This is a genomic window from Pseudophaeobacter sp. A-200-2, from assembly GCF_041008815.1.
Classification (GTDB): Bacteria; Pseudomonadota; Alphaproteobacteria; order Rhodobacterales; family Rhodobacteraceae; genus Phycobacter; species Phycobacter gallaeciensis_A.
The window spans coordinates 156,711-178,207 of record NZ_JAXGFU010000005.1; the positions used below are offsets into that span (position 1 = coordinate 156,711).

At 62.9% G+C, this 21,497-nt stretch carries 21 protein-coding genes, 1 tRNA gene and 2 riboswitches; of the genes, 9 read left to right on the forward strand and 13 right to left on the reverse strand.

The annotated features are described in order from the left end of the window. Positions 1 to 20 precede the first annotated feature (20 nt). Entirely contained in the window at positions 21 to 1,235 is a 1,215-nt protein-coding gene (locus SM766_RS09545; RefSeq protein ID WP_368947626.1) for a winged helix-turn-helix domain-containing protein, read from the reverse strand. Next, the gene (locus SM766_RS09550) at positions 1,235 to 2,260 is read right to left on the reverse strand and encodes a LacI family DNA-binding transcriptional regulator (RefSeq protein ID WP_065271896.1); all 1,026 of its coding nucleotides are present in this window, start codon (positions 2,258 to 2,260) and stop codon (positions 1,235 to 1,237) included. The genes SM766_RS09545 and SM766_RS09550 overlap by 1 nt, the downstream gene beginning before the upstream one ends. A gap of 158 nt (positions 2,261 to 2,418) precedes the next feature. Here SM766_RS09550 and SM766_RS09555 point away from each other — a divergent pair. After that, positions 2,419 to 2,495: transfer RNA gene (locus SM766_RS09555), tRNA-Arg, on the forward strand. A 164-nt stretch (positions 2,496 to 2,659) separates the two neighbouring features. Here SM766_RS09555 and SM766_RS09560 read toward each other — a convergent pair. The 5 genes from SM766_RS09560 to SM766_RS09580 form a co-directional block, all read right to left on the reverse strand. Then, the gene (locus tag SM766_RS09560) at positions 2,660 to 4,147 is read right to left on the reverse strand and encodes a methyl-accepting chemotaxis protein (RefSeq protein ID WP_368947627.1); all 1,488 of its coding nucleotides are present in this window, start codon (positions 4,145 to 4,147) and stop codon (positions 2,660 to 2,662) included. A gap of 260 nt (positions 4,148 to 4,407) precedes the next feature. Beyond that, positions 4,408 to 5,805 carry an adenylate/guanylate cyclase domain-containing protein gene (locus SM766_RS09565; RefSeq protein WP_490363351.1) on the reverse strand — a complete coding sequence of 466 codons (1,398 nt, stop codon included), beginning with the start codon at positions 5,803 to 5,805 and terminating at the stop codon, positions 4,408 to 4,410. 179 nt (positions 5,806 to 5,984) lie between these two features. Beyond that, positions 5,985 to 7,088, reverse strand: coding sequence for a site-specific DNA-methyltransferase (locus tag SM766_RS09570; protein WP_065271899.1), 1,104 nt, complete (start codon positions 7,086 to 7,088; stop codon positions 5,985 to 5,987). A 110-nt stretch (positions 7,089 to 7,198) separates the two neighbouring features. Further along, entirely contained in the window at positions 7,199 to 7,816 is a 618-nt protein-coding gene (gene rnhB, locus SM766_RS09575; RefSeq protein WP_368947628.1) for a ribonuclease HII, read from the reverse strand. A gap of 123 nt (positions 7,817 to 7,939) precedes the next feature. After that, a complete protein-coding gene (locus SM766_RS09580; RefSeq protein WP_368947629.1) occupies positions 7,940 to 8,473 on the reverse strand; it encodes a hypothetical protein in 534 nt (177 codons plus the stop codon). 188 nt (positions 8,474 to 8,661) lie between these two features. Here SM766_RS09580 and SM766_RS09585 point away from each other — a divergent pair, with 188 nt between their 5' ends. The 3 genes from SM766_RS09585 (at position 8,662) to SM766_RS09595 (ending at position 11,321) form a co-directional block, all read left to right on the forward strand. Beyond that, positions 8,662 to 8,955 (forward strand): hypothetical protein, encoded by a 294-nt coding sequence (locus SM766_RS09585; protein ID WP_274833117.1) that lies wholly within the window; start codon positions 8,662 to 8,664, stop codon positions 8,953 to 8,955. Continuing rightward, positions 8,927 to 9,628 (forward strand): winged helix-turn-helix domain-containing protein, encoded by a 702-nt coding sequence (locus SM766_RS09590; protein WP_368947630.1) that lies wholly within the window; start codon positions 8,927 to 8,929, stop codon positions 9,626 to 9,628. The genes SM766_RS09585 and SM766_RS09590 overlap by 29 nt, the downstream gene beginning before the upstream one ends. 139 nt (positions 9,629 to 9,767) lie before the next feature. After that, positions 9,768 to 11,321 carry a DUF427 domain-containing protein gene (locus SM766_RS09595; protein ID WP_368947631.1) on the forward strand — a complete coding sequence of 518 codons (1,554 nt, stop codon included), beginning with the start codon at positions 9,768 to 9,770 and terminating at the stop codon, positions 11,319 to 11,321. Between the two features lie 265 nt (positions 11,322 to 11,586). Here the strand turns inward: SM766_RS09595 and SM766_RS09600 are convergent, their stop codons facing one another. Beyond that, positions 11,587 to 12,531, reverse strand: a complete 945-nt coding sequence (locus SM766_RS09600; RefSeq protein ID WP_368947632.1) for an AEC family transporter — start codon at positions 12,529 to 12,531, stop codon at positions 11,587 to 11,589. 13 nt (positions 12,532 to 12,544) lie between these two features. Further along, a complete protein-coding gene (gene aroC / locus SM766_RS09605) occupies positions 12,545 to 13,648 on the reverse strand; it encodes a chorismate synthase (protein ID WP_274829928.1) in 1,104 nt (367 codons plus the stop codon). A 180-nt stretch (positions 13,649 to 13,828) separates the two neighbouring features. Beyond that, positions 13,829 to 13,925: riboswitch (TPP riboswitch) on the forward strand. A 44-nt stretch (positions 13,926 to 13,969) separates the two neighbouring features. On the opposite strand from aroC, the gene thiB reads away from it, so the two are divergent. The 3 genes from thiB to SM766_RS09620 are packed head-to-tail and all read left to right on the forward strand — an operon-like array spanning position 13,970 to position 17,158. Then, positions 13,970 to 14,947: a thiamine ABC transporter substrate binding subunit gene (gene thiB, locus SM766_RS09610; RefSeq protein WP_368947633.1), complete on the forward strand. Its 978-nt coding sequence runs from the start codon at positions 13,970 to 13,972 to the stop codon at positions 14,945 to 14,947. Next, positions 14,923 to 16,479, forward strand: a complete 1,557-nt coding sequence (locus SM766_RS09615; RefSeq protein ID WP_368947634.1) for an ABC transporter permease family protein — start codon at positions 14,923 to 14,925, stop codon at positions 16,477 to 16,479. Before thiB ends, SM766_RS09615 begins: the two co-directional genes overlap by 25 nt. Continuing rightward, complete coding sequence (locus SM766_RS09620) at positions 16,466 to 17,158, forward strand: thiamine ABC transporter ATP-binding protein (RefSeq protein ID WP_368947635.1); 693 nt, start codon at positions 16,466 to 16,468, stop codon at positions 17,156 to 17,158. Before SM766_RS09615 ends, SM766_RS09620 begins: the two co-directional genes overlap by 14 nt. 122 nt (positions 17,159 to 17,280) lie before the next feature. Here the strand turns inward: SM766_RS09620 and SM766_RS09625 are convergent, their stop codons facing one another. Next, positions 17,281 to 17,730 (reverse strand): 6,7-dimethyl-8-ribityllumazine synthase, encoded by a 450-nt coding sequence (locus tag SM766_RS09625; protein ID WP_065271908.1) that lies wholly within the window; start codon positions 17,728 to 17,730, stop codon positions 17,281 to 17,283. 82 nt (positions 17,731 to 17,812) lie between these two features. Further along, a riboswitch (FMN riboswitch) is annotated at positions 17,813 to 18,071 on the reverse strand. A gap of 58 nt (positions 18,072 to 18,129) precedes the next feature. On the opposite strand from SM766_RS09625, the gene SM766_RS09630 reads away from it, so the two are divergent. Further along, positions 18,130 to 18,738: an FMN-binding negative transcriptional regulator gene (locus SM766_RS09630; protein ID WP_368947636.1), complete on the forward strand. Its 609-nt coding sequence runs from the start codon at positions 18,130 to 18,132 to the stop codon at positions 18,736 to 18,738. Positions 18,739 to 18,772: 34 nt separating this feature from the next. On the opposite strand, the gene SM766_RS09635 is transcribed toward SM766_RS09630, so the two are convergent. The 3 genes from SM766_RS09635 to SM766_RS09645 form a co-directional block, all read right to left on the reverse strand. Further along, positions 18,773 to 19,498 (reverse strand): anti-sigma factor, encoded by a 726-nt coding sequence (locus SM766_RS09635; RefSeq protein WP_368947637.1) that lies wholly within the window; start codon positions 19,496 to 19,498, stop codon positions 18,773 to 18,775. Next, positions 19,483 to 20,037 carry a sigma-70 family RNA polymerase sigma factor gene (locus tag SM766_RS09640; protein ID WP_368947638.1) on the reverse strand — a complete coding sequence of 185 codons (555 nt, stop codon included), beginning with the start codon at positions 20,035 to 20,037 and terminating at the stop codon, positions 19,483 to 19,485. Before SM766_RS09640 ends, SM766_RS09635 begins: the two co-directional genes overlap by 16 nt. 147 nt (positions 20,038 to 20,184) lie before the next feature. Next, positions 20,185 to 20,604, reverse strand: coding sequence for a DUF7282 domain-containing protein (locus tag SM766_RS09645; protein WP_368947639.1), 420 nt, complete (start codon positions 20,602 to 20,604; stop codon positions 20,185 to 20,187). 173 nt (positions 20,605 to 20,777) lie between these two features. Between SM766_RS09645 and SM766_RS09650 the strand changes: the two genes are divergently transcribed. Then, positions 20,778 to 21,380 (forward strand): glutathione S-transferase, encoded by a 603-nt coding sequence (locus SM766_RS09650; protein ID WP_065271912.1) that lies wholly within the window; start codon positions 20,778 to 20,780, stop codon positions 21,378 to 21,380. The last annotated feature ends 117 nt before the right edge of the window (positions 21,381 to 21,497 follow it).

A 21,497-nucleotide genomic window follows, 5' to 3' on the forward strand; every position in this document is an offset into this window, starting at 1 on the left:
ATTGCATCCGCAGGCTTGTCTCATATCGGGTCGCGCAACCAATCATCGGCGAAGGCAACGTTTTGCAACCCGGCGAAGCGCGCCACCCTATCGAGTTCCGCCTCCAGCCTGCCGATACGCGGCGCTGACCAGCTGACCCCGCGCTCGGGCCAGACGGCGGTGATATTCAGCTGCCCCGCGCCGCGATCCGCTTTCATGTCGATCCGCCCCACCAGACGCTCCCGCTCCATCAGCGGGAAGACGTAGTAACCGTATTTGCGCTTGGGTGCGGGGGTGAAGACCTCGATCCGATAGTGAAAGCCGAACAGGCGTTCGGCCCGCTTGCGATCGCGCAGGGCCGGGTCAAAGGGGCTCAGCACCCGCATCCGCCCCGGCGCCGGACCCAACGCCTCGGCCTGTTCCACTGTCCCCGGGCGCGCCAGCACCCGGCGCCAGCCACCATCGGCCTGTTCGATCTCGATCTCCTCAAGGGCACCGGATTGCAGCTGCGCCGCTGCCCAGTCCTTTGCCTCAGTGGCCGAGGCAGTATCCCAGAACGCCGCGAGTTCCCCCGAGGTGGCAAAACCTAAGCGGTCCAGCGCGCCATTGCACAGCCAGTCCACCGTCGCCGCCACATCCACAGGCGCGGCGCCCGGGTGCAGGTGTTCCTCGATCACCCGCTCGGTCAGGTCATAGCGCTTCTGAAACCCCTCGCGCCCAACCACTGTCAGCGCGCCGGACCGCCAGAGGTATTCCAGCGCGGTCTTGGAGGGATGCCAATCCCACCAGCCGCCCGATCCCTTCTTCTCGTCCTTGCCGATATCCGATGAGCTGATCGCCCCGTGATCGCGGATATGTTCCAGCACGGTGGCAAACTGCGCCTCGAACCCGTCCCGCCGCCAGTTGCGCCAGCGGCTGCGCAGCAGATCGGCATCGCGCTGAAACCTAAGATGCCAATGGGTGTAATAGGCCATCGGGATCACCGCGGCATCATGGGTCCAGTGTTCGAACAGTCCCCGGTCGGCCTCGTACAGCCGTCTCAGATGGGTGGGGCGATAGCTGGGCCTGCGGGAATAGAGGATCACATCATGCGCGCGCGCAACCGTGTTGATACTGTCGAGCTGCACAAACCCGAGCCGCGAAATCAGATCCAGCAGGTAAGCGCCCTTTGATGGGCCGCTCGGCGCCTCCAGCAGCGCGTGCCGGTCCAGGAACAGCCGCCGCGCCGCCCGGTTGCCCAGCCGTGCCCGCGCCATCAGCGCCGTTTCAGCGTATCGCCATAGGCGATGGTCGGGGTCAGGGTCACGTGGCGTTCGATCTCGGCGTCGGGATCTTCCAGCTGCGCCGCAATGATCTCCGCCGCCTTGCGCCCGATTTCCTGACGGCAGGCATCCATGGTGGCCAACTTGCGCGGCAGCCCCTGCAACAGTTCAACCCCGTTGAAACCCGCAAGACCAATCTGCCCCGGCACGTCGATGCCCTGCTCCAGCAGATACAGCAACCCGCCGGCCCCAATCATGTCATTGGAATAATAAAGGAAATCCAGATCCGGAGAGCGTTCCAGCATTTCCGCCGTCATCTCGCGCCCCTTGGCCAGCGCCGAGCCGCCAGAATAGAAGGCGCGATCTTCGATCTCGACGCCTTCCTTGGCCAGCGCCTCGGTAAAGCCTTCGAAGCGTTTGCGGGCGCGGTGGTCCAGCGGCATCTTGGTGCCCATGAAGCCGATGTGACGGTAGCCGGCTTTGAGGATCGCCTTGGCCATCTCGCTGCCCGCGCGGCGGTGCGAAATTCCGACCATCGCATCCACCGGCTTGCCATCGGTATCCATGATCTCAACCACCGGAATGCCCGAGGCATTGAGCATGGCGCGCGCCGCCTCGGTATGTTCAAGCCCGGCAATGATCACCCCCGAGGGCCGCCAGGACAGCATCTCGTAAAGAACCTTTTCTTCTTTTTCCGGTTGATAGTCTGTTACCCCGACGACTGGCTGCAGCTCGGTGTTTTCCAGCACCTTGTTCACCCCGGTCAACACCTCGGGAAAGACCATGTTCGACAACGAGGGGATGATCACCGCCACCAGATTGACCCGTTTCGACGCCAGCGCGCCGGCGATCTTGTTGGGCACATAGCCCAGTTCCTTGGCCGCGGTCAGAACCTTGGTGCGGGTCTTTTCCGACACGTCCCCCCGGTTGCGCAGCACCCGGCTGACGGTCATTTCCGAAACACCTGTGGCTTCCGAGACATCACGAAGGGTGAGCGGGCGCTTATTGTCGGTGGTCACGGGCGTGGACCTCTTTGATTGTTTCCTGAGCGATGTTAGCGCAGACGGCGATGACAACACAATGGCAACCACGCCGACCTGCCGGATCTGAAAAATACGACCACGCAGCCACATAGCATTGTGATGGCAGATGTGATTTGCTATCGCCTGAAACGCGCGGCCCCGTGGCTCAACTGGATAGAGCAGCCCCCTCCTAAGGGGCAGGTTGCAGGTTCGAATCCTGCCGGGGTCGCCAGTGATCAACTATTGGAAGATCATGTTTGGGGTCCGGGTCACAGAACTGGAAAAGCGCCGTATTCGGTGCCCATGTTCTGCCGTTTCGCGTTGGCAACTTGTCAGACCAGGCACCGCCACCGACCAGTGTCAGCGGCGGTCAGGTCGTGCCCGCGCACCCGGTTTTCAGGCGGCGTTGGCTTCGGTGCCGTCTACTGAATTGGCTAGGTAGGCTTCGAACTCCTGGTCCATCCGGCCCTCGGCTCCGCCCACCGCATGAAGCCCAAGCGTGCTGAACCCGTCCATGCTGGTCTTCAGTCGACCCGAATCCTCGGCAAGCTTCGAGGTGGTTTCATAAACCGCACCCGCCCGGGTGGCGTTATCCAGCGTGGTCTGGCCCAGATCGCTCATGCTGCTGTCGATTTCCTGCAGGCTGAGCGATTGACGAGAGATTACGCCGGAGATTTCCGACATCAACTGCGAGACGTCGATCACGCCTTGACGAATGCCGGACAGGCTTTGCCCCGTGGCGCGAACCAGATCGCTGCCATCGTTGACGTGGATCGAGCTTTCGGCAATCAGGGCCTTGATCTCGTTCGCGGAATCCGACGCCCGCGCCGCAAGCGAGCGCACCTCGGAGGCGACCACGGCAAATCCGCGCCCGGCCTCTCCGGCCCGAGCCGCCTCGACCCCGGCGTTCAGCGCCAGAAGGTTGGTCTGAAAACTGATATCCTCGATCACATCTACGATTTTGGCGATTTTAGACGAGGACGTTTCGATACGTTCCATCGCTTCGATGGCCCTCTCCACCACAAGACCGCCTTCTTCGGCATCCTTGCGGTTCAAGTCCGAGTGTCGACTGGCCTTCTCGACCATATGGGTGGCCTCGGTGGTGCCAGCGGAGACATGGCTGACGGCGGCGACGGCCTCTTCCAGGGTGGCCGCCTGCTGTTCAGCGCGCTCTGCCATTTCCCGTGTCAGCTCCGAGGTTGAGCTGATTTTGTCGGCAACCGAATTGGCGCGTGTTGTGGCATCGGAAATGATCCCAGACCAGCGGCCGAGCAGATTGTTGTAAGATTCTCGGATCCCGTCGAACCGCGCCGGAATCCCGTCTTCTTGTCGGATCGGCCTGGTCAGGTTGCCCTTCTCCAGCTCGAAAATACCGGTGGTCAGCACGTCCAGTGCCTTGCTGTGTTCGGCATGCTGCGCCTCGAAATACGAGGCGATTACCCGCTCGCAATCGGCCATCATCAACCGGTTCACCAGTTGTACCTGTTTTGACAGCACCGCCCGGCTGGTCATCCGCTTGCGCACCAGGATATCCATCATATCAGCCCCGGCCGAGGAATAGCCGCCGAGATACTGAATGAAAGGCAGGCGCAACTCGTAGTGGACCCTGCCGACCCGAGCAGCGGAATCAAAATACTCCTGATCGAACCGCCCCGAGAACAGCTGCTGCCAATGCGCCTTCTGGGCCGCTTTGGCGTGGGCAACCACCTTGTCATCGGCAAAGAAACGGCGGGTTTCCTCGCGTTCCAGCACGCGATCATAAAACCGCTCCAGCACCCGGCCGAGGTGGGGCACGAGCAGTTTTTCGGTCTGGGCGATCAGATCCTTGCTATCGGTATCAAGAGAAAACCACTGGAAAAAACTCTGATGATCTGTGGATGACATGTGACGCCCGTACCCTTGTTAAACTTGTGATCTTTCTGCCTTGCAGCATTTGATGACTAGTTAAAGACGTGCGTGAAAGTTACAAGAATACCGACCTAAACCTTTGCGGTGAAATGATTTTAATTCACCATAAATTCGATTATTGAAATCTAAAAAAGAGAGCAGCATACCGCATGCACCCCGCCTTACGCCAAGGGTCCGCATTAAACGGTTCGAAAATGCCCTGAAACGCTCTTCTCTGCTGGCGTAGCTTGACCGAGTCAGCCACAGGTCGCGGTCACGCTCCAGACGCGCATGGACTGATCCAGACCGCGGATATCCTGTCCGTCGTGACAGGTGAACTTTTTCAAAAGCTCCGGCGCCTGCCCCTCGGCCATGACCTGCCCGCGTAAATCATCACTCATCACGATCTGCGCCTGCAGTCTGCGGGTCATTTCTTCGAGCCGTGCCGCCACGTTGACCGCAGTCCCGATCACCGCATATTCCAGCCGGTTCGCACCGATATCCCCTAGCACGGTCTCGCCATAGTGAATGCCGATACCGGCGCAGATTTCCGGCTCTCCCCGGCGGCGGCGGTCGCGGTTCCAATCCGCCAGCGCCTCTTGCATCGCAATGGCACAGGCCAGCGTATCGGTGGCATCCTGCGGTCCAGCCATCGGGGTACCAAAGGTCGCCATCAGCCCATCACCCAGATATTTATCGAGCGTCCCCCGATGACGGAAAACCTCGCGCTCCATCCGGGCATGAAAGGCCCGCAGCAACTCGATCACCCGGTGGGGATCCTGTCCCGCGCTCATCCGGGTAAAGCCGACGATGTCGATGAACAACACGCCCACATCCTGGCTGCGCACCTGCTTCAACGGATCGTCGTTCTGCGACAGCTGGTCCACCACATTGGGCGAGAAATAACGCGACAGGTTGGCCCGTTCGCGTTCAAGCCCCGCGTTGTCCATCAGCAACCGGCTGAACCGGCGCGCGGAAATCCCCAGCGTCACCGCCACCAGAAGAAAGACAAAGATCTCCTGAATGCGCAGGGGAATGTTGAAACTGTTCGGATCCATGATCGCCGCTAATTCGGTGCCGGGACCAAAAGCGGCCTGCGTGGCGGCGGTCAGTTCTGGAAATGGGTCCGCAAACCACCACGCCAGGCCCAGTCCAGCGGCCCACATCGCAGAGGTCCAGACCCCGATCGCGATCACCGTGCGCCAGGAAAACGCCAGTGTCCCGCCCGCCAGGATCACAAAGAAATAGAGGAAGTTGTCGATCCTGTACTGCATCGCCAGCGGTAGATCACTGGGGCTGAAGGGATTCGGTGCCACCATGCCCACCGTCATGATCAAGAGGTCCATGAAGATCAGCAACAGCTCGACCCGGGAACGCCCCACCTGCCCATAGCGCTGGATCAGCCAGCCGTTGAGGCACAGCAGCAGCAGAATGCCATGGTAATAGAGCACATCCCAGGTCGGGCTGACGGCGACCAGAAAGACCGAGATGACAGCCATCGCAATCCAGCGCGCCCGCACCGCGAGTTCCAGACCCTCGCGCTTGTGCGCCTCCAGCGCCGCCGCTGCGTATTGGCTGTCCCCCACGGGATCCGCCGCATTGACCGTCTCAGCGGCGCGCATCTGCTGCGCCGCACCCAGAGCCGTATCCGCCATCGTCCGTTCCTTCGTTCCCGATCCGACCATAGGCATCACCCCGGCGGGACGCACCCCCTATCCCGCAGGTAGAACCAAAAAAGCCCCGCCAGATCGGCGGGGCAAGGTGAGGTGCCCGCGCCCCTGACCAAAGGTCGGGGCACAGGCACCAGCGGTGTTGTTTGGTTTTCTCGGTTAGATCAGGCCTGCATTTCCGCGCGGATCTGCTGACGCAGAACATCAATCGGAACGGTTTTGCCATCGCGGCGGAAGCACCAGTAGGTCCATCCATTGCAGGACGGTGCGCCTTCCAGCGCGGCGCCGACCTGATGGATCGAGCCTTTGACCTCGCCGCCGACCAGCGTGCCATCGGCGCGCACCTTGGCCTTGTGGCGCTGGTTCATCGAGAACAGCTCTTCGCCGGGGCGCAGCATACCGCGTTCGACCAGTTGGCCAAAGGGAACACGCGGTTCGGCGCGTTTGCTGGCGGAAACCTGCAGGGCTTCACGGTCGAACTTGCGCACTGCCTTGATGCGTTTTGCTGCTACCTCGCGGTAGGCCTCTTCCTGTTCGATCCCGATGAACTCGCGGCCCAGCATCTTGGCCACGGCACCGGTGGTACCAGTGCCAAAGAAGGGATCAAGCACCACGTCGCCCGGGTTGGTCGAGCCGACCAGGATGCGGTGCAGCAGCGATTCCGGCTTTTGCGTCGGATGCGCCTTGTCGCCATTCTCGTTCTTCAGACGCTCATGCCCGGTGCAAATCGGCAGCACCCAGTCGCTGCGCATTTGGATGCCTTCGTTCAAGGCCTTCAGCGCTTCGTAGTTGAAGGTGTATTTTGCGCCTTCCGACTTCGACGCCCAGATCATCGTCTCGTGGGCGTTGGTATAGCGCTTGCCGCGGAAGTTCGGCATCGGGTTGGATTTGCGCCAGATCACATCATTCAGGATCCAGTAGCCTTCGTCCTGCAGCGCCGATCCGACCCGGAAGATGTTGTGGTACGAGCCAATCACCCAGATCGAGCCGTTCGGCTTCAGGATCCGGCGCGCCTCGCGCAGCCAGGCGCGGGTGAAATCGTCATAGACCTTGAAACTGTCGAACTGATCCCAGTGATCATCGACCGCATCGACCTTGCTGTTGTCGGGGCGGTGAAGCTGGCCCTTCAGCTGCAGGTTATAAGGGGGGTCCGCGAAGATCAGATCGACGGAATTTGCCGGGAGTCCGGCCATGACCTCGATGCAATTGCCACCAAGAATCGCGTTTAGAGGGAGCGCCGCGGCGCCCTTCGTCATGGTTTTGTTCATTTGCTCTGCCTCAATAACCACGGCGCATTTTTGCGCTCATTTTGGTTATCCACAGGATGAGTCATCCGGGATTCGAGGTCAATTTGTTTTTTAGAACAGCAGTCTACGGTTCACTCTTGATACAATATCTTGTGGACCGGCTTGAAGGATCTCCGATGATGTGGGGTGACGCCCAATTCCTCCAGCGCCATGCGGTGCTGTTTCGACGGGTAGCCTGCGTTTTTCTCCCATCCATATCCTGGAAACTGTTGCGCTAAATCCACCATGATCCGATCCCGGGCCTCTTTGGCCACGATCGAGGCCGCCGCGATCGACAGTGATTTGCCGTCTCCCTTGACCACCGCTTCAGCCGGAATCTGTAGCCCGTTGGGGATCATGTTCCCGTCGATCAGCAGGTAGTCCGGCTGCGGGTTCAGAGCTGCCACGGCGCGTTCCATCGCCAGATGCGAGGCGCGGAGAATATTAAGGGAATCAATCTCTTCAACGGTGGCATGGGCAATCGCAACCACCCCATTGTCAAAGATCGCCTGCTCCACCGCCTGGCGTTTTTTCGGGCTCAGTTTCTTGGAATCATTCAGCCCCTCGGGAATGCATTCAGGGGTCAGTATGACGGCTGCTGCCGTGACCGGTCCGGCCAATGGCCCCCGGCCCACCTCATCCACTCCGGCGATGATCAGGGACCCGCGGGCGCGGGCGGCGTCTTCAAGGCTGTAATCTGGCTGGTCCATGGATCCGAGAGACCCAAACCAGCGCAGTTTTGCAATCCCGTCACGCCCGGCCAAAGGAAAAAGAGGGGCAATGCCCCTCTGAAATCGCCTCTTACTGTTGCGGAAATATCACCGCCCTGCCCGTCACCGGCGCACCAACCGGTAACCTCGGTTCTGCAGGCAGGTCGGCTTGTAACCGCTGCGATGCTTGTGCCCGTTCCAGAAGGTCACCCGGCAGACCTGCGGCAGCGCCGATTCGTACCGGTATTGGCGCTTCAGGCAGTTCTCCCCGACCAAGGTATGGCTGCGGCTGTAGCGGGGGAAATAGCGCACGCATTGCGCCGGAAGGTCATAACGCGCCACCCGGGGCGGCAGCGGGCGCGACCCGTGATGCGGACGACCGTGGTGGGGGTGCGCGCCGTGCTGAGGATACCCGTGTCCGTGCGGCGGCGTGGCTGCTGGTGCAGTGTACTGATCCCGATGCCGCGTATCATTGATCGCCGCGCCCAGAATGCCAAGCAGAGCCACCCCTGCCAGCACCTTTGCCACGTCTTCGTCGGCACGGGCAGGCGCGGCGGACATCCCGGTGATGGCCAGCGACAGCGACAGAATCAAGGCGATGAACTTGCGGTGGGATTTGCCCAGGGGGCGGGGGCGGGCGGAAGCGGAGAATGTCATATCAAAGCCTTTCATCAGGGGCGCAGGGCGGCATGTCGTTGAATGTTTCGTTGCGGCCAGAAGCCGGTGATCCGACCCTGGCTCTGACGCCGCCGGACAGGCAATAACGCCCCCCTGATATCGGATATCAACCCCGCCAAGACGCTGTTGTTATTGAATATCGGCGCGATCAGGCGCAGGGTTGCTTCATGAAACACATGCTCCTGATCCCCCTCCTGGCTCTTGCCCTGACTGCGGGCGCGCCGCAGGCGCAGGCGGCCGATTGCTATGCCGATTACAAGGCCAAGCAGGACAACCCGCTGAAACTGCATTATGGCGTCATCCAGCTGTCCGGCCCCTGCAAGAAGGGCCCGGCCCGCAAGGAAATCACGGCCCGTCTGGCGCCTGCCGGATGGACCCTCTTGAACGTGCTGTCGGTCTTTGGACCCGAAGGCCTGCAACAAAGGAAGGCCAATGCGGGCTCCTATTACCTCCGTTTCTGAAATGCGCGCTGCGGGCGGGCGGGTGGTCGCGTTTGGTATCGTCGCCATCGTGGCGCTGCTGGCGATTGCCGGCACCTGGCTGCTGCTGACCCTGCCCGATGCCAACGCCTTTGACGCCCGTGTCGAACGGGTCTTTGTGGAAAACGATCTGACAACCCAGGCCGAGATCAAGCTGCTGGAGATTCTCGCCCAGTCCGGCACCGCCTTTGCCGATACGCTGGCCAGCTACCGTATGGTGATCTTTGTGCTGCTGGTCTTTGCCGCTGCGATGATGCTGGCGGCGCTGGTGGTGCTGACCATGCTGCTGCTCCTGAACCGGCGGATGGCGCAGATTGAACGCGCCGGCATTCAGGTCAACGAGCTGCTGATCAGCCGCGAGGAAAACACCGTCTATCTCAACAGCATGGGCTTCCGCCTGACCCCGGCAGCGATCGAGACCCTCGCGGCCCTGGCCGAGGCGCGGATGGATGATGATGTCCTGTCGGGCGCTGAAATCGAAGCGGTGATTTCCGGCCGTCACAGCAGCGATTGTGACGAGGCCGCCGGCGCCACCCGGATCAAACGCCTGCGCGATACCCTTGGTAACCAGATGATCAGCGAGCTTCTGGTCAAGAACATCGCCAAACGCGGCTATGTGCTCGCCATCAGCAAGGATGTCATCCGCATGGTATGATGCGCGACAGAGCACCGACATCGTGCGCAACCTGCACATCACCTGTGCGGCATCTGCCGGTTTCGCATCTGGAAACCCGGCAGAGCCCGCCCCATATAGGACCAACTCCAAAGATCGGTTTTTAAAAAGGACAGCCCGGATGAATGTGCACGTTAAGCCCCCCGCCCGGGGATACGGCATTCTGGTCGAACCGCTCAGCGGTCCGGTGCGGGTGTTCCGCAACGGTGTCCTTCTCGCCGAAAGCAGCGCAGCAAAGGTGATGTATGAAACCCGCCTGCCGCCCACCGTCTATTTCCCGCGCGACGATGTGCTGGTGCCCCTGTCCGAACGGGTGGCGCTTCAAACCTTCTGCCCGTTCAAAGGCACCGCCTGCTATCACGATCTGAAGCTTGAGGACGAGCGCGTCGACAATGCGGTCTGGATCTACGAAAACACCCTGCCCGAGGCCGCCGGGATCACCGGCCATGTGGGTTTCGTGCAGGATGATGAAACACAGCTGGATCTGGGGGAGAACACGCTCACCCCGCCTGATTCCGGCAATATCTCCGGCCCGTTGATCGACTGGCTGCTGCGCGAAGCGGCAATGCTGAACACACCCGAAAGCTTTACCGAGGCGCTGGCGGGAAAGCTGCGCGAACAGGGCGTGCAACTGGCCCGGCTGTCGGTGCTGGCCTGGTCCCTGCACCCGATGATCGCGGGCAAGAACTACGTCTGGAAACGCCGCTCCCCAGAGATCATCGTCACCGCACCCAGCTATGACCTTCTCAGCAAACCGCAGTATCAGAACAGCCCCCTGCGCCACGTCTCGCAGGGGCTTGGCGGTGTGCGCCACCGGCTGCACCGCGATCTGCCCGACGATGCCTTCCCGATCCTTCAGGACCTGCGCAGCGAAGGCGCCACCGATTACGTCGCCATGCCGCTGCCGTTCTCGGACGGGCGCATCAACGTGATGACCGTGGCCAGCGATCACCCCGACGGGTTCACCACCGCCAATCTGGGCCTGATATTTGAATGCAGCGCCGTGATCGCCCGCTACTACGAGGTCTTCATGCAGCGCGAAAACGCGCAATCGCTGCTGGAAACCTATGTCGGCAAACGCTCCGGCGCGCGGGTCCTGGGCGGTGAAATCCGCCGCGGCGACGGAGATGAGATCGACGCCGCCATCATGTTCTGCGATCTGCGCAATTCCACCCGGCTCGAAGAGGACCTGGGCCGCGATGCCTATATCCAGCTGCTGAATGGCTTCTTTGAAACCGCCTCTACAATCGTGCATGACAACGGCGGCGAGGTGCTGAAATTCATCGGCGACGCTGTGCTGGCGGTCTTCCCCGCCGACCCGCAGAAAAGCTACCGCGCCCGCAGCCAGGCACTGGCCTCGGCCCGCGCCATCGTCGATGCACTGCCGGAACTGGCGCGCGACACCGGGCTGGCGGCACTGCAATGCGCCACCGGCCTCGCCTATGGTTCGGTCACCTATGGCAACGTCGGCTCGCAGGAACGGCTCGATTTCACCGTCATCGGACGCGCCGCCAACGTCGCCGCCCGCTTGGGTGAATATGGCAAGACGCAAGGTCACCAGATCGTGGTCAGCGCCGATGTACTCAAAGACCCCTCCAATGCCATCCCCCTGGGCGAGGTCGAACTACACAATGTCTCCCGCCCGGTGAACAGCTACGCGATCCCCACTTCCTGACCTGCCCTTCCGGCCCCCACTCTCTGGCGATGGGTCAAGGGCCGCACTGCGGCCGCGCGCCAGCGCGGTTCACCCTTGAGGCAGCGCCAGAGGGTATGATCCTTGTGTAGGTCCGTTGAGGGCAGATCTGCCCCTCAATGGACCTCTCAGCAGATTCACTTGCGCTGTCCAAAGGACAGCGCCCGGCCCAAGGACGCACAAAGGGGGCTGGCGCAGCCGACCCCCTGCGGGCGCGGGAGTATTCCGCCTGCCCCAAAGACTTAGATCAAACCAGCAGCCACAACAGAGCGGTCAGCGTCACAAAGGCGAGGCTCGTGGCGGTCAGCATAGCGAGGCTCGCCGCGCCCTCCAACCCCTGCCGCTGGGCCAGCACCGTGTAGATCCCAAACATCGGCATCGCCGCCGACAGGATCACCGCGCTGTGCAACTCTTCCGGCAGCGTCACCAGACCCGCCCACAGCAGCACCGCCGCCGCGCCCGCCACCAGCGCCGGGTGCAACAGCAGCTTGCTCGCCGCGATCTGCGCCGCAAGACTGCGATTGCCGTGCATCGGCAACCCCACCAGCGATCCACCAATCACCACCAGCGACAGCGCCCCGGCCGAGGCCGCCAGCATATCGACAAAACGCAGGAACGGCCCCGGCAGCGCAAACCCAGAGGCCGAAACCACAAGCCCCAGCGCCAGTGCAATCAGCATCGGCATCTTCGCCATGTTCCACAGGATACCGCGCAGTTTCGGCAGCAGGGGCTGGCCCGGCGTGCTGCCCGCCAGTTCCATCAAGAGCAGGCACGTGGGGATCAGGATCAGGTTCTCGACCAGCAGGTTCAGCGCCAGGATCACCCCGGCCAGATCCGGAAAGGTCAACAGCATGATCGGATAGCCGACAAAGCCGTTGTTGGGACAGGTCGATCCCATCACGCCCAGCGCCCGGCGACGCGGATCCACGCCGCGCAGGGTGAACAGCACGAAGGAAACCGCGATGGTCGCGACCCCGCCCAGACCATAGGCCAGCACATATCCGGGCTGGAACACTTCGGCCGGGTTGCGCGCTGCCACGGCGGAGAAGATCAGCGCCGGCAGGGCGATGTTCAGCACATAGGCCCCGAACCGGCGCATATCCTCTGGGGTGAACCAGCCTTTCCAGACGATCCCGTAGCCAAGGCCCAGCGCCGCATAGATCGGAAAGGTGATCGACAGGATCGCGCCCATGGCTCTGTGGCCCCTAGCCGATCTTCCCCTGGTTCTCACCGATCTGGCCGCGGTGCAGCAGCAGGTGATCCAGGATCACACAGGCCATCATCGCCTCAGCCACCGGCACCGCACGGATACCGACACAGGGGTCATGGCGGCCCTTGGTGATCACCTCGGCTGGGCTGCCATCCTTGCGGATCGACTGGCGCGGCGTCAGTATCGACGAGGTCGGCTTCACCGCGAACCGCACGACAACATCTTGGCCGGTGGAAATCCCGCCCAGGATGCCGCCTGCGTGGTTGCTGGAATAGACCGGCTGACCATCGTTGCCCATGAAGATCTCATCGGCGTTTTCCGAACCTTTAAGACGCGCGGCATTCATGCCTTCACCGATCTCCACCCCCTTGACCGCGTTGATCGACATCATCGCCGCCGCCAGATCGGTGTCCAGCTTGCCATAGACCGGCGCGCCGATCCCGGCGGGCACGCCGCGCGCCACCACCTCGATCACCGCGCCGACGGAATCATGCGCCTTGCGCAGCGCCTGCAGGTAGTCTTCCCAATCCTTCACCGCGCCCGCATCGGGGATCCAGAAATCGTTCTGATCGATGGCGTCCCAATCGAACCGTTCCCGGTCGATGCCCATCTCGCCCATGGCGACCATGTAGCCCTTGATCTCAAGCCCCGGCGCCAGCGCCTTGATCGCCTCGCGCGCAACACCGCCCGCCGCAACCCGGGCCGCCGTTTCCCGCGCCGAGGACCGCCCGCCGCCGCGATAATCGCGGTTGCCGTATTTCTGGTAATAGGTGATGTCGGCATGACCGGGGCGGAATGTCTGGGCGATATCGCCGTAATCCTTGGAGCGCTGGTCGGTGTTCTCGATCATCAGCTGGATCGGCGTGCCGGTGGATTTTCCTTCAAAGACGCCCGACAGGATCTTCACCGCATCCGGTTCGTTGCGCTGGGTCATGTTCTTGTTCTGACCGGGGCGGCGCTTGTCCAGCCACTGTTGCAGCATCTCCGGCTCCAGCGGCACGTTCGGCGGGCAACCATCGACGGTGGCGCCCAGCGCGGGACCGTGGCTTTCACCCCAGGTGGTGACGCGGAAAAGATGGCCAAAGCTGTTCATCGACATGGGGGCGGTCTCCTTTGCGATCCGTGCTTAGCGGCGGGGCGGGCGTGGCTCAAGTGCAATTGCGCCCGCGTTGCCTGTCCCGCGCACGCTGCGGCAAGGCGCTGGTCACCTGTTTCGCGCGCGAAACATCCGCGCCGCCGCCCTCTTTCCTTGTCTTTGCCGCCCCCGGGCCCTAGGTTGCCGCTCACCTCGGGGTGCGTCGCACAAGGGCGCTGAGATCACACCCGTTGAACCTGAACCGGCTAACACCGGCGGAGGGAAGGTTATGGATAAGACCCGTCAACGGCACCACCCTTGCCCATCGCCGCAAAGGAGGATGCCATGAAGTATTCTGTTTTTGCAGCGGGACTGCTCGGCGCATCGGCGGCATTCGCCGAGACGCCCGAATTGACCGTTTACACCTACGACAGCTTTGTCTCGGACTGGGGCCCCGGCCCTGCGGTCGAGAAGGCCTTTGAAGAGGTCTGCGGCTGCGATCTGAAACTGGTCGGCGCGGGCGATGGCGCCGCGCTGCTGGCGCGGATCAAGCTGGAAGGCAACCGTTCCGATGCCGATGTGGTGCTGGGGCTGGATACCAACCTCACCGCCGCCGCCAAGGACAGCGGCCTGTTTGCGGATCATTCCGTCAGCGCCGAGTTCGATCTGCCCATCGCCTGGGAAGATGCGACCTTTGTTCCTTATGACTGGGGCTATTTCGCCTTTGTCCACAATGCGGATGCCGATGTGCCGGGCGATTTCAAATCGCTGGCCGCCAGCGACACCCGGATCGTGATCCAGGATCCGCGCTCCTCCACCCCCGGTCTGGGCCTGTTGATGTGGGTAAAGGCCGCTTACGGGGATGAAGCCCCGGCGATCTGGGAAGGTCTTGCCGACAATATCGTCACCGTCACCAAGGGCTGGTCCGAGGCCTATGGCATGTTCCTTGAGGGCGAGGCCGACATGGTGCTGTCCTACACCACCTCGCCCGCCTATCACCTGATCGCCGAGGAAGACGCCAGCAAGGCGGCCGCCTCGTTTGACGAAGGCCATTACATGCAGGTCGAGGTCGCCGGCAAACTCGCCGCCAGCGATCAGCCCGAGCTGGCCGATCAGTTCCTTCAGTTCATGGTCTCGGATGCCTTTCAGTCCGTCATCCCCACCACCAACTGGATGTATCCGGCGGTGACACCCGAAGACGGTCTGCCCAAGGGATTTGAGACACTGATCACCCCGGAGAAATCGCTGCTGCTGCCCGCCGATCAGGCTGCGGCTGTGCGTGATGCGGCGCTGGACGAATGGCGCGGCGCGCTCAGCCGCTAAGCCCGGCTGCGGGATATGGCGCCGCCCTGCTGGTGGCGGCGCTGATCCTTGGCACGTTGGCAGCGGTCGCCTTGCGCGCCGAACCCGGGCGCGGGCTGGTCACCGCCGATTGGGCGGCGGTGCGGTTCACGCTGGTGCAGGCGAGCCTTTCTGCCCTGTTCAGCGTCGCCCTTGCGGTGCCTGTGGCCCGCGCGCTGGCACGGCGACGCTTTGCCGGGCGCAGCCTGCTGATCGCCCTTTTGGGCGCACCCTTCATCCTGCCGGTGATTGTTGCCATCCTTGGCCTGCTCGCGGTCTTTGGCCGCGCGGGCTGGGTCAGCGATGCGCTGGAACTGTTCGGACTTGAACCCCTCAGCATCTATGGTCTGCACGGTGTTGTGCTGGCCCATGTCTTTTTCAACCTGCCGCTGGCGACGCGGCTGATCCTGCAAGGCTGGCAGGAGATCCCCGCCGAACGTTTTCGTCTGGCCGCGCAACTGGACGCAGACGCGCGCGCCATGTGGCAGCTTTTGGAGGCACCGATGCTGGCCCGCGTCATACCCGGCGCCTTGGCTGTTGTTTTTGCCATTTGCCTCTCCAGCTTTGCCGTGGCGCTGACGCTGGGCGGTGGCCCGCGCGCCACCACCATTGAACTGGCGATCTATCAGGCCTTCAGTTTCGATTTCGATCTGGGCCGCGCGGCGCTGTTGTCGGCGGTGCAATTGCTGCTGACCGCGCTGGCGGCCATGATCGCCCTGCGCGCCCCGGTGGGCGAAGGGTTCGGCAGCGGGCTTGACCGAATGCTGCGCCGCTGGGACGGGCGCGGCGCCATGGCGCGCGGCTTTGATGGCTTCTGGATCCTCTTTGCCGCCCTGTTCCTGCTCCTGCCGCTGCTGGCGGTGGTACTGTCGGGGCTGCCGGGAGTGCTGTCGCTGCCCGCCTCGGTCTGGCAGGCCGCGGGGGCCTCAATCCTGGTGGCAGGCGCCAGCACCCTGATCCTGCTGGCGCTGGCCCTGCCGATGGCGCTGGCGGCGGCGCTGGGGCGCCCGCTGCCGATGGAGATCGCCGGGCTTCTGGGACTTGCCGCTTCTCCGCTGGTGATCGGCACCGGGCTGTTCATCCTGATCTATCCTGTGGCCAGCCCCTTTGCGCTGGCGCTGCCAGTGACGGCGCTGGTCAATGCGGTGATGGCGCTGCCCTTTGCCATGCGGATCCTGATCCCGGCGGCCCGCGATGTCATCACCCGGCACCGGCGGCTGGCGCTCTCTCTTGATATGACCGGGCGACCCTTTATCCTGTGGGTGGTCCTGCCGCGTATGCGGGCGCAGATCGGATTTGCCGCCGGGCTGGCGGCGGCGCTGTCGATGGGGGACCTTGGGGTCATTGCCCTATTTGCCGATCCCGAGGTCGCCACCCTGCCCTTGCAGGTCTACCGGCTGATGGGCGCCTACCAGATGCAGGCGGCAGCGGGCGCGGCGCTGGTGCTGCTGTGCCTGTCTATGGGGGCCTTCTGGATCCTGGACCGGGGAGGACGCTGGCATGCTGAAGCTTGAACATATCCGCATCGACAATGGCGGCTTTATCCTGACTGCTGATTTCGCGATCTCCCCCGGCGCGCGAGTTGCGGTCATCGGCCCATCCGGCGCGGGCAAGACCACCCTCATCGAGGCCGTCGCCGGGTTTCTTCCCCTCTCCGGCGGGCGGATCTTCTGGGGAAAGAGCGATATAAGCGATCAATTGCCCGGTAAGCGTCCGGTCGCCATGCTGTTTCAGGATGGCAATCTGTTTCCCCATCTGACCGCAGCGCAGAACGTCGGGCTGGGCCTGCAGCCGAACCTGCGACTGAGCGATGCCGAACACGCCCGCGTCGCGCAGGCGCTGGAGCGAGTCGGCCTTTCAGGCATGGAGACACGCAAACCTGCCGCCCTGTCCGGCGGACAGCAAAGCCGTGTCGCGCTGGCGCGGATGCTGGTGCAGGGCCGGGATATCCTGCTGCTGGACGAGCCCTTCGCGGCACTGGGTCCTGCCTTGAAGGCCGAGATGCTGGATCTGGTGGCGGAACTGGCAACGGAGAGCGGCGCAACGCTGTTGATGGTGAGCCATGACCCCGGCGACGCCCGGCGCATTGCCGATCAGGTGGTGCTGGTGGCCGAGGGGCAGGCTCATCCGCCCCGGCCAACGGCGGATCTTTTGGACAACCCGCCGCCTGCCTTGAAGGCTTATCTGGGGTAGTTTGTTTTCAGAAGGGCAGTTCAGCGTCCGACCGAGGTGGAAGCGGAACGTGCCCGCCGTGGGGGCGGGCGGACGCGTGCCTGCCGCTGAAGCGGCAGGCTGTTGGTCACAAATACGAAGGTTTACGCAGCCTGCGCCAAGCCCTTTGCTTGTTCCCGCGTCTTGGTGATCATCAGCGCAGCCTGCGCCGCCTCGCGGCCCTTCTGAACGAAATGGTCGCGGTAGATCGCCATGTGGTGATCGGTTTCCTGGAAATGATGCGGGGTCAGCGAGACGGACAGCACCGGCACGCCGGTGTCCATTCCTGCACGCATCAGCCCGTCCACGACCGCCTGCGCAACGAAATCATGCCGGTAGATGCCGCCATCCACCACGAGCGCGGCGCAGGCCACGGCGGCGTATTGGCCGGTCTTGGCCAGCTCCTGCGCCATCAGCGGCATCTCGAATGCGCCGGGCACGTCAAAGACGTCGATCTGCTCGGCCGGGATCAATTCCTGAAATCCTTCGAGCGCGCGATCGACGATATCGGCGTGCCAATTGGCCTTGATGAATGCATATCGGGTGTGTGTCATGGTTATCTCCTATAGGTTCGACACGTCACCCAAGGCGATAACGAACGGCAGGAGCCCCGCCCCGAAAAAGGCAGTCCCTGTCGCACGTTCTCTTCCATCCGGACTATAACCGTCGGCTCTGGCCTCTCACCAGATCTGCTTGTCACTTTCCTGACTGCTCCACAGCTTGATCCGAAAACCGGTTCCCACTTTTCGGGCTGTGGACGCGCTTGTCCAAGCCACCGGAACCGATGTTCGTCTCATTGGCTGTGGGTTCACGCCCCGAAAAGCCGCTCGCGGGCTGACGGGGACACGCCCCGAATACCGCCGGTGGGGAATTTCGCCCCGCCCTGAGAACAGGCGGAACTTGCCAACAGCGGGCCGGTGTTTCAAGTCTGTTCGCGACGTCAGGAGATCAATATGCACCCCAATCCCATTTATCATGATGCAGACCGCGCGCAGAATCTCGATTTTGCCCGGACGCGCGCCTTTGGCGTGCTGGCGGTTTCCACGGCGGAGGCGCCGCTGATCAGCCATGTTCCATTTTTGCTGAGCGAGGACGGCACCTCTGCCGATCTGCATCTGGTGCGGTCGAACCCGATCACCCGGGTGCTGAAAACCCCGCAGGCTGCGCGGCTGGCCGTCAGCGGGCCGGATGGCTATGTCTCGCCCGATTGGTACGGGCTGGCCGATCAGGTGCCGACGTGGAATTACGTGGCTGTGCATCTGACCGGCAGGCTGGAGCAGCGCCCGCAGGATGAACTGCTGGGCCTTCTGGACCGGCAATCCGCGTTTTACGAGGCGCGGCTACTGCCGAAACCGCCCTGGCACAGCGACAAGATGGAGCCGAAGGCGCTGGAACGGATGATGCGGATGATCGCGCCGGTGCGGCTCAGCATCGAAACGGTGGAGGGTACTTGGAAGCTGAGTCAGAACAAGCCTGAGCCCGCCCGCACGGCGGTCGCGGATCAAATCACCACCGGTTTTGGCGCCGAGCTGGATGACCTGGCCCGGATGATGCGCCCCTGATCCCCGGACTGCCCCGCGCGGGTCGGGGCAGCAATCACAGGGTCTCGACGGCGGCAGCGGCCAGAACCGCGCCGGTGGGGGCACCGGTAGGCGAGCCGCCTTCTGGTTCGTCCGAGATCGCCAGAGTCGCCCCGGCAAACTGCTGCACCAACTCCGCAGGCAGGGTCACGAAAATCTCATTCTCATCCGGCAGCACCCCAAGGGAGACCGGCGCCTCGGCCCCATCGGCAATCAGCCACAGTTCCAGCGCCCGGCCGGGACGCGGCGCGCCCTGATCACGCCGGATCAGCAGCAGGTTCTGCTCCGCATCGAGCCCGGCGGCCACGAAGAGGTCGCCATCGGCCGAGGCCAGATCAACATGATAGGCCGGTGAGAAATCCGGGCGCGTCAGGATCGGCACCAGCACCAGCGCCGCCACCAGAACCAGCGCCGCCGCCAGCGCGCCAAGCCCCATGCGCCAGGCCGAGAAGATGCGCCGCACGCCTTCTGGACCTTCCGGCGCGGCGTCGATCTGCGCCATCAGCGCCGCCTTCACCCGGGCGGGTGGCGCGGTCTCGGGCACCTCTTCGGCAAGGCTGGCAAAATGCGCCTCCCAGCGATGCACCTCTCCCCGCAGGGCAGGCTCCGCCGCCAGGCGCGCCTCAAAGCTGCGCCGTGCCTCGGCATCCAGAAGATGCAGCACGTATTCGGCGGCGAGGAACTCGTCGTCGAAGGGAGGCTCTGCCTGAGGGGTATCGGTGCCGCTCATCGGGTCAGACATTCTTTCAGTTTCTGGAGGCTGCGACGCAGCCAGGTACGCATCGTATTCAGCGGAACGCCATGGCGTTCTGCCAGGGTCTGGTAATTGTCTCCTTCCAGATAGGCGCCGCGCACGGCCTCTGCACGGTCCTGCGGCAATTCCTCCATGCAGGTGTTCATGCGGGCCTGCTCGGACCGGGCAATGGTAGTGGCTTCGGGGCCGGGGCTGCTGTCCGGCACCTGCTCCAGCAGATCGCCGCCGTCGCCCTGACCGGACATCCGCGCCTGACGGGCCCGCAGCCGGTCAATCGACAGGTTCCGGGCGATGGTGATCAGCCAGGTCATCGGACTGTGCCCGGTCACCGCATAGCTATCCGCCTTGTCCCAGATCCGCAAAAAGACCTCTTGCAGGGTATCTTCGGCCTCGCCGCGGTTTTTCAGCACCCGCAGGCAGACGCCGAACAGCTTGGCACTGGTCGCATCATAGAGCGCTGCGAAAGCACGCCGGTCGCGCAGGGCGATTCGTGCGATCATCGTCTCGATCTCTGCTGGTGTTGTCATATCTGCCCGGCCCTGATTTCCCATCTAGGTAGACAGGTCGCACAGAAAGTCAAAACACCCGGCGCAGAACGCCGGGTGCCCTGCCTCTGTTCTTAGTCTTAACAACCAAGAAGGAGGCATCTGGCCAGCGGTCAGCCAATGTCTGTTTTACTTGGCGGTGATGACGGTCATCACCAGGTTGCCGTCCATCTTGACCGGGCCGTCTTCCTTGGCGCCAAGCGTGTATTCGAACATGCCGGTCTTCATGCCGCCGTCCTCGCCGTGGACCATCAGCATCAGCATGTCGCCTGCCGCGACCTCTTCGGTCAGGATGGCGGCGACATCGGCGGTTTCACCTTTGCGCAGCGGCGCGTGACCCACAACCGGACCCGGCTTCATGTCGGCATTGGTGCGGTGCACCACCAGCCAGCCGTTTGCGGGCGCCACAACCTGGCTGGCGCTGACCATGCCGTTTGCAACCGACTGATCCTCGGCCATGACCATGGGCTTCATATGGCCACCGGCGAACACCGGGGCGGACAGGGTAGCAGTGGTTACCAGAGCGGCAGACAGAATGACGGATTTCATTGTGAAACTCCTTCCAAGAGATGTGTTTCAAGCGTTCGAATTGGCGAACCAATGTCGGTTCACCCCGAAATCACGCAGCAGCCGCGAAAAAGTTTCAGCGCGCCCCAGATTTTTTTCACATTGTATTGTCCCGCTGGCGATCTAGGGTGGCGGCAAACCTTGGGAGGTCCATCATGAAACTCTTTCACTCGCCCGCCTCGCCCTTTGTGCGCAAAGTCATGGTGCTGCTGCATGAAACCGAGCAGCTGGAGGATGTGGACATTGTCGATGTGCACACCACAGCCATCGCCCCCAGCGACGATCTCAAGGCCAGCAACCCGCTGGCCAAGATCCCGGCGCTGACCCGGGCCAGCGGGCCAACCCTTTATGACAGCCGGGTGATCTGCGCCTATCTGGACCATCGCGCGGGCAGCAATCTTTATGCGCGTTCCTGGGACACCAAGGTGCTGGAGGCGACTGCGGATGGCATGATGGATGCAGCGGTCCTGATGACCTATGAACGGCGTCTGCGTCCCGAAGGCATGGTCTGGGAAGACTGGATCGAAGCTCAGCTAGGCAAAGTGCTGGGGGCCTGCTCGGCGCTCAACAGTCGCTGGATGGCGCATCTGAAAGGACCGCTGGACATGGGGCAGATCGCCGTCGCCTGCGCCCTCGCCTATCTCGATTTCCGCCACCCGACCTCGAACTGGCGCCACGGCAACGAGGCGCTGGCGGACTGGTTCGCGGAATTCGAATCGCGTCCCTCGATGCAGGCCACCCAGCCGCCAGCCGCCTGAACCGCAGCCTGCGACCGGGGATGGGCCTGTCAAAACAACAGTGACTTTTGTGACAGTCTGTCAAAAGAAACTGCCCACGCGACACAACGGCGCGTATATCACGGCTGGACGAAAGGG